1 protein-coding gene is annotated in these 658 nt (G+C 45.3%); it reads left to right on the top strand.

The features are described from left to right. On the top strand, positions 1-658 hold a 658-nt coding region (locus R7Z49_RS25535), incomplete at both ends, for a methyltransferase small domain-containing protein (RefSeq protein ID WP_318112463.1).

Genomic DNA, 658 nt, shown 5'->3' with positions numbered 1-658 from the left:
AAGCCAAATCGCTCAGCGTCAGCTAGAGTACTTCAACGGAAAACATGTTTTAGTTGCAGGTGAAGTCGAAGATATGTTCCCTCTGGAACTGACCGCACACTGTGAATCGGTCGAAGTCTTTACTTCAAACTACAGCTATTTCCGTCAAATCCGTCACTCAGACAAAATAAAAAGCCATTTTGGTTCTGAATTTGATGTGGATACTCAAGCCGACATGCTCCTGCTGTATTGGCCAAAAGCGAAAGCAGAAGCCGAATATTTGCTTGCCATGCTCATGGCTAAACTCGGCGTGAACACGGAGATTGTGGTTGTCGGTGAAAACCGTTCCGGTGTAAAGAGCATTGAAAAGATGTTCAAAGAATATGGCCCTGTGAACAAATACGACTCAGCTCGCCGCTGCTCTTTCTACTGGGGTAATTGCTTAAATGAGCCAAAACCATTCAATCAAGAAGAGTGGTTTAAGTCTTACACGGTAACCCTTGGTGAGCAGTCACTTACAGTAAAAAGTTTACCGGGCGTATTCAGTCATGGTGAGTTTGACTTAGGCAGCCGTCTACTACTGGAAACCTTACCTAACTTGTCAGGCAAAGTGCTCGATTTTGGTTGTGGTGCCGGTGTTTTAGGCGCGTTCATGGCGAAAGCAAACCCAGAAATTGCG

Source organism: Vibrio sp. 1562 (genome assembly GCF_033340155.1).
GTDB lineage: Bacteria > Pseudomonadota > Gammaproteobacteria > Enterobacterales > Vibrionaceae > Vibrio > Vibrio alginolyticus.
The sequence above is the reverse complement of the archived record's forward strand: the minus strand, read 5'-3'. Positions and strand labels throughout refer to the sequence as shown.